At 56.4% G+C, this 6,029-nt stretch carries 7 protein-coding genes; 3 read left to right on the top strand and 4 right to left on the bottom strand.

Annotated features, from left to right (window positions below; translation table 11 throughout):
- Positions 1-173: 173 nt before the first annotated feature.
- Both NW818_RS00085 and NW818_RS00080 read left to right on the top strand, forming a co-directional pair.
- Positions 174-1,229 (top strand): TauD/TfdA family dioxygenase, encoded by a 1,056-nt coding sequence (locus NW818_RS00085; RefSeq protein WP_414423501.1) that lies wholly within the window; start codon positions 174-176, stop codon positions 1,227-1,229.
- Between the two features lie 200 nt (positions 1,230-1,429).
- Positions 1,430-1,612, top strand: a complete 183-nt coding sequence (locus tag NW818_RS00080; protein ID WP_414342619.1) for a hypothetical protein — start codon at positions 1,430-1,432, stop codon at positions 1,610-1,612.
- Positions 1,613-1,701: 89 nt separating this feature from the next.
- Here NW818_RS00080 and NW818_RS00075 read toward each other — a convergent pair whose 3' ends face one another.
- Genes NW818_RS00075 through crtE form a run of 4 tightly spaced genes read right to left on the bottom strand, consistent with a single transcriptional unit; the run spans position 1,702 to position 4,678 of the window.
- Complete coding sequence (locus tag NW818_RS00075; protein WP_414350903.1) at positions 1,702-2,544, bottom strand: SirB1 family protein; 843 nt, start codon at positions 2,542-2,544, stop codon at positions 1,702-1,704.
- A gap of 47 nt (positions 2,545-2,591) precedes the next feature.
- The gene (locus tag NW818_RS00070; RefSeq protein WP_414423500.1) at positions 2,592-3,239 is read right to left on the bottom strand and encodes a hypothetical protein; all 648 of its coding nucleotides are present in this window, start codon (positions 3,237-3,239) and stop codon (positions 2,592-2,594) included.
- A gap of 13 nt (positions 3,240-3,252) precedes the next feature.
- Positions 3,253-3,735 carry a divergent PAP2 family protein gene (locus NW818_RS00065; protein ID WP_414328881.1) on the bottom strand — a complete coding sequence of 161 codons (483 nt, stop codon included), beginning with the start codon at positions 3,733-3,735 and terminating at the stop codon, positions 3,253-3,255.
- Between the two features lie 49 nt (positions 3,736-3,784).
- Positions 3,785-4,678, bottom strand: coding sequence for a geranylgeranyl diphosphate synthase CrtE (crtE, locus tag NW818_RS00060; RefSeq protein WP_414328882.1), 894 nt, complete (start codon positions 4,676-4,678; stop codon positions 3,785-3,787).
- Between the two features lie 243 nt (positions 4,679-4,921).
- On the opposite strand from crtE, the gene hemE reads away from it, so the two are divergent.
- Entirely contained in the window at positions 4,922-6,022 is a 1,101-nt protein-coding gene (gene hemE / locus NW818_RS00055; protein WP_414423499.1) for a uroporphyrinogen decarboxylase, read from the top strand.
- Positions 6,023-6,029: the final 7 nt, after the last annotated feature.

Here is a 6,029-nt window from a genome sequence, read left to right as displayed (position 1 = left end):
GTATAGTCCAGCGTATCATTGACTAGAGCCTTGCTCTGCCCCGCCTCAGACTGAGGTTCTAGCACCGAAGGGTAGTGCGCTACACTCGCCGAGATTGGGTTTTGAGTGTAGGATCCCTGCCCAAAAGTTGCTGTGGCTGCTATGACTAGGGCAGTGGGTGGTGAGGGATCGTGATGAAGACTTCACAGCTTGCAAAAGGATGCCTGCTGATCGATTGTCGGGGCTTTGATGAAAAGACGATAAACCTGTTTTTGGCACCTGGGCCCGATCCCTATCGGGAAACAGAAGAATTTCTCCTGGACTGCGAGATGCGGGCAGATGAGCTGCCCCGTTATCTGCGGCGGGCCTTGCTGGAGTTTCAGTTGTATTCCAATTCGGAAGGGATCCTGCTGCTGCGGGGCTTGCCCGTGGATCCCGGACTTGACCATACCCGCACCCCGGCTCTGGCGCAGCGCTCCGAGGAGAAAACCACTTTTGTCAGCGAACGCTGCTTGGCGATGATCGGCAGCCGCTTGGGGCATTTGGTCTCCTACATCCAAGAAAAAAACGGGGATTTGTTTCAAAACTTGGTGCCTACTCCCGACAGCGAAGAGGTGCAATCTTCCGAGGGATCCCGCACTCGGCTACAGTTTCACCGCGAGACGGTTTTTCATCCCTACTCACCAGAGTTTTTGCTGCTGTTTTGCCTGCGCCCCGACCATGATCGTGTGGCGGAAACCACCTACGCCAGCATCCGTCATGTCCTGCCTCTGCTAGGAGAGCGCGATCGAGAGCTGCTGTTTGAACCCCTGTATCGCACTGGCATCGACTACTCCTTCGGCAACCGGCAAGCCCTGATCAATGGACCCATTTTGCCGGTGCTGTATGGCCGTCGAGAGGATCCCTTCTGGAACTACGACGAAGACCTGATGGTGGGGCTCACCCCCGAAGCCAGTCTGGCTCTAGAAGCCCTGAGGAAGGGAATCCACGCTGTCTACCGAGGCATCAAGCTGGAAACAGGGGATCTGCTCTGTATTGACAATCGCCGCACCGTTCACGGACGGACTGCCTTCTCTCCCCGCTACGATGGCTTCGACCGCTGGATCCAGCGCTCATTTGTGGTGCGGGATCTCGGCCTTTCGGCAGGGGATCGCCATCCCGGTGAGCGCATCATTCGCACCGCCTTCGCAACAGATGATGAGGCCCAAGCTGCCCTCAATGGGGAGCAGGTCTGTCTCAGAAGATCCTGAGAAGTTCGCAGACTTCAGCGCCATCCATAGCTCAAGTCCGTAAAAGTACTATTGGCGATTTCCCCGAAAGAGTTTGGATGAGTCGCCCCAGATTCTGATGTCAAAATACGTGATCCTCACGATGGCTATCGCAGAGCGTTTCCAGCATTCTAGGCTTATGAGCCAAAGCCATCAATTCTTCTCACGATTGTGAGGTTAAGATGAGCATTCGCCAGATCATCGATGAGGTTTTACAATCTTCGGTTTTAACTCTGCAGCAGGAGTCCAGCATTAACCAAATCCTCTGGGAAAAAAACTATGATCTATCTGATCTAGAGGCTTTAGATAAGCTGGTGGAAGCCATTTTGCGCCAAGAGGTAAGGGCTGCTTCCGATCCCTGCTAGAAACCTAGCCTTGCTTGCAAACGACGGCAGATCTTGCTCAAAACTTACACACTTACACAACGCACAACTGAGAGCAATTGTGCATGCTCCTAGCATGAGTCGGGATGAGATTCCAATCTCTCGACAATTTCCCGGATTAAATGCTCATCAGAGCGATTGATCTCGGGGTGGAAAGGCGCCTGTTTTAAGTAGCGCTTGAGATCCTGGCAGGCTTGCTGCCAACGGCCCAACTGATAATACAACAGCCCGCGATCCCTTAGGTGGGGCAAGGATTCAGGGATCAACAACAAGATCCGTTCCGCTGCTGCCAAAGCGGGTTCCAGTTCGGCGCGGCTCAGATAAATTTGCTTGAGGTTGTTGAGCAAGCGTACCAAGATCAGGCGGGGAGGGGTGGGGCGTAGGTGGTGTTCTTGGAAAGGGATCCCAGGCCCGTAGATTTGCGACAAAAGCTCTTGACAATCTTCTGGAAATAAAATCTCCCCCTGCTGAAAGGGATCCACAAAAATCTCGGCGCCTGCAAACAGGGGCCGGATTAAAAAGTGGCCGGGCATGCCCACTCCTGCCATGGGAAAATCGATCCGCCGCGCCAGCTCTAGATAGATCAGCGACAGCGTAATCGGGATCCCGGTGCGCCGATCGATCACTTCGTTCAAAAAGCTGTTGCGTGGGTCGTAATAATCTTCGCGATTGCCACGAAAGCCCAGATCCTCAAAGAGATAGTGATTCAAGATCTTGATGACCCGCAGGGGATAACGCTCCGGGGGAAGGCGCTCTTGCACCTCTGCGGCCATCTCATCCAGAGCGGCCACATACTCTTCCACCTCCAGATCGGGATAGGCTTCCTGGGCAATCCAGAGGGCCGCCCGACCCAGATCGATGGGCTCCGATTGGATTTCAAGGGCAAAGCGTTGACGGGCAGCAGGAATGCTCATGAAATGTTAAATATTAAAAATATTGAGGTTCTTTGCAAGGATCTCGGTTAGAACAGCAGCGTGCAAAAGCTGGTCAACAGCAAGGTCACCGCCGTCAGGAGCAGGCTAAAGCTCCAAAGCCGCAAAGCGGCAAGCAGCAGGATCCCGATCACCCAAATCAGCAGAGCATTCCAATAGGGTCGGTTGGGGGCTTTGGACACATTAATTTTCTGGAAGAAGGGCAGCAGGATGAACGATACATCCAACAACAGGCGCGGCAGCCGCAAATCGTCCGGCAGCGGCAGATCTCGCACCGCCAAATAAAGCAGCCCCCAGCTCAACAAAAGCGGGATTAGGAGCAGATAGTTGGATTCGGCCAGCAAGGGTCGATCCACCACCAGCGGAAACAGAGGGCTGATCCCCCAGAGCAGATAGAGATAAAAGTTGAAGTTCAGCAGCGGCTGCAGCAGAGGGGGCACCTTGAAGCGTTGACCTTGGGATCCGATCCCGTTTACCTGAGCTGCAATTTTCTGGCCCAGGGATCCACCTTTTTGAGGGGCTTGCGCTGCCGGGGCCGCCCGCCAACCGCAGTGGTCGCAGTAGGGAGACTTGAACCGGTAGGCTGGGATCGGCTTGCCACAGGAAGGGCAACGTTGGATCGGACGAGGTTGAGAACTGGAAGCCATGACCACCCCGCGGTACTTCTGCCTTAGCATGCCCCAATGGCTCTCAGTTTACTCCCAGGGCAAACGACAATGTAATACAGGCTGCCCCCAAAGCCGCGCCGGCCATGACCTGAACGGGAGTGTGCCCCAGCAATTCTTTCAGGTAGGGTTCTGGAAAACGGTCGGCGCCCTTTTCTTCAAACCATTCTTCCAGGAGGCGATTCAGCACCCGCGCCTGTTTTCCAGCGGCTTGGCGGATCCCCGCGGCATCGTACATCACCACCAATGCGAAAACCACCGTCGCGGCAAACAGCAGGCTGTCCCAGCCTTCCTGCATCCCCACCCCAATGGACAAAGCCGTCACCAACGCTGCGTGGGAGCTGGGCATTCCCCCGGTTTCCACCAAGACTCGCAGGTTAACCTTGCCTGATCGCACATAGGAAAGGATCAGCTTGATGGCTTGGGCCAACACACTGGCCAGCAAAGCAACCCAGAGGACATGATTGGCCATCAACTGTTGCAGCATACGGCTCTCCAGCACAGACATGCGAGCAGGGTCTCCAGGGATCCCATCTAACTTGTCCTCTTGTCCTGCCCTAATGCTGACGGCGAGTGATGAAGTCCGCCAGGGCCAACAGCGGCTCTGCCCGCGATCCATAGGGGCGCAACGCTTCCTTGGCCGATTGAATCAGCTCCTCGGCTTTTTGCCGGGAGGCCTCTAGGCCCAACAAGCTGGGATAGGTGGCTTTGGCAGCAGCTTGATCCTTGCCTGCCGTTTTGCCCAGTTGCTCGCTGGTGGCGGTGATATCCAAAATGTCGTCCACAATCTGAAAGGCCAAGCCAATATCGCGGGCGTAGCGGCTCAGGCGGTCCAGCAGCTCCTCATCTCCCCCCGCCAGGATCCCTCCCGAAACCACCGAGACTTCCAATAGAGCGCCGGTCTTGTGGCTGTGAATGTACTCCAGAGTTTCCAGGGAAATGGCTTTGCCCTCCGACTCCAGATCCACCACCTGTCCCCCCACCAAACCGGTTGCCGCCACAGCATGGCCAATGCGGGCGATCACCTGTAACACCAACTGCGGCGGTACCCCCTGAGTTTGGCTAGCAATGTGCTCAAAGGCAAAAGCCAGCAGGGCATCTCCCGCCAAGATGGCAATGTCTTCGCCGAACACCTTGTGGTTGGTGGGTTTGCCGCGGCGAAAGTCGTCATTGTCCATGGCCGGCAGATCGTCATGGATCAGCGACATGGTGTGGATCATTTCCAGGGCACAGGCGGTAGGCAGAGCCTGCTCCACAGTGCCGCCGGCCAACTCGCAAGCAGCCAGACAGAGGATGGGCCTGAGGCGCTTCCCCCCTGCCAATAGGCTGTAGCGCATCGCCTCGTAAATGCGCTCCGGATAGGCGGGAACCAAAGCTGCAGAGAGAGCTTCTTCCACCTGTTGCTGACGCTGGCTCAGGTAGGCTTTCAGGTTAAAGGTTTGGGCAACCAAGCGGGGTTTCCTCTCAACTCGGCAATGGGGGGATCCTTGTCGAGCCGTTCTTCAACAGACTTGTCAGGTGTCATTATCTCATGTCCACTTTAATTGGGGATCCCAGCCCAGAGGCCAAAAGGGTAAGAAGTAACAGCAAGTTGCAGCCGATGAAGAAACTGCAGGGATCCTGAGCCGCCAACTTGCGGTTGCTGTCGCCACAATGTCAGGATTCATAAGGATCTTTAGCCGGATTGCCCTCCTATGTCCCACTCGCCTGTTCAGCTCAGCGCCACCTCCTCCACCGCCAGCGGTGCGGAGCACTTGGGTGACCGTTTGCTGCGGGCGGCCCGAGGGGAAGTGCTGGATCGCCCTCCAGTTTGGATGATGCGCCAGGCGGGTCGCTACATGGCGGCCTACCGCGAGCTGCAAAGCAAGTACACCTTTAAGCAGCGTTGCGAGATCCCGGAGCTGGCCGTCGAGATCTCGTTGCAACCGTTTCGGGCCTTTGCCCCTGATGGGGTGATCCTGTTCAGCGATATCCTCACCCCCCTTGAGGGCATGGGCATCCCCTTTGAGCTGGTGGAGCATCAGGGGCCAATCATCGACCCGCCGATTCGTTCCCAAGCCCAAATTGAACGCATCCGCCTCCTGGAACCGGAAGAAAGTCTGCCTTTCATCAAGACCATTCTCAGCACCCTGCGCCGCGAGGTGGAAGGAAAAGCAACGCTGCTGGGATTTGTCGGCTCCCCCTGGACTCTGGCCTGCTATGCCGTGGAAGGGCGCAGCTCCAAAGATTATGCCCACATCAAAAGCTTGGCCTTTACACAGCCGCCATTGCTGCATCAGTTGCTGAGCAAGCTGGCCGACAGCATTGCCCGCTACGTGATCTACCAGATCGAGGGCGGTGCCCAGGTGGTGCAGTTGTTCGATACTTGGGCCGGACAGCTCAGCCCAGTCGATTACGAGTGTTGGGCCTTGCCCTACCAAAAGCAAATTGTGGATCAGGTGAAAGCTCGGTATCCGCAGGTGCCACTGATCCTCTACATCAACGGCAGCGCCGCTTTGCTGGAGCGGGTGGGCAAAGCCGGCATCGACGTGTTCAGCCTCGATTGGATGAGCGACATGGCAGAGGCCAGGGCTCGCCTGGGATCCCTAGCGGTGCAGGGCAATCTGGATCCAATGGTGTTGCTGGGATCCCCGGAGTTCATCCGGCAGCGCACCCTAGAGGTGATTCGAAAAGCCGGATCCCGTGGACACATCATGAACTTGGGCCATGGCATCCACCCAAGCACTCCAGAGGCCAATGTCCATCACTTTTTCGAGACGGTGCGCCAGTCGGCAGAGCTGATACATTTACGCTGAACACTGC

The sequence above is a fragment of the Synechococcus sp. R6-5 genome, from assembly GCF_047461775.1.
In the GTDB taxonomy this organism is placed as follows: domain Bacteria; phylum Cyanobacteriota; class Cyanobacteriia; order Thermostichales; family Thermostichaceae; genus Thermostichus.
Note: the sequence above shows the minus strand (reverse complement) of the source record. Positions and strands in the feature narration are given on the sequence as shown.

Coding starts and splice junctions, on each gene's coding strand:
- NW818_RS00070 (WP_414423500.1), bottom strand. CDS start 3,239: ATGCTAAGGCAGAAGTACCGCGGGGTGGTCATGGCTTCCAGTTCTCAA.
- NW818_RS00075 (WP_414350903.1), bottom strand. CDS start 2,544: ATGAGCATTCCTGCTGCCCGTCAACGCTTTGCCCTTGAAATCCAATCG.
- NW818_RS00065 (WP_414328881.1), bottom strand. CDS start 3,735: ATGTCTGTGCTGGAGAGCCGTATGCTGCAACAGTTGATGGCCAATCAT.
- NW818_RS00080 (WP_414342619.1), top strand. CDS start 1,430: ATGAGCATTCGCCAGATCATCGATGAGGTTTTACAATCTTCGGTTTTA.
- hemE (WP_414423499.1), top strand. CDS start 4,922: ATGTCCCACTCGCCTGTTCAGCTCAGCGCCACCTCCTCCACCGCCAGC.
- NW818_RS00085 (WP_414423501.1), top strand. CDS start 174: ATGAAGACTTCACAGCTTGCAAAAGGATGCCTGCTGATCGATTGTCGG.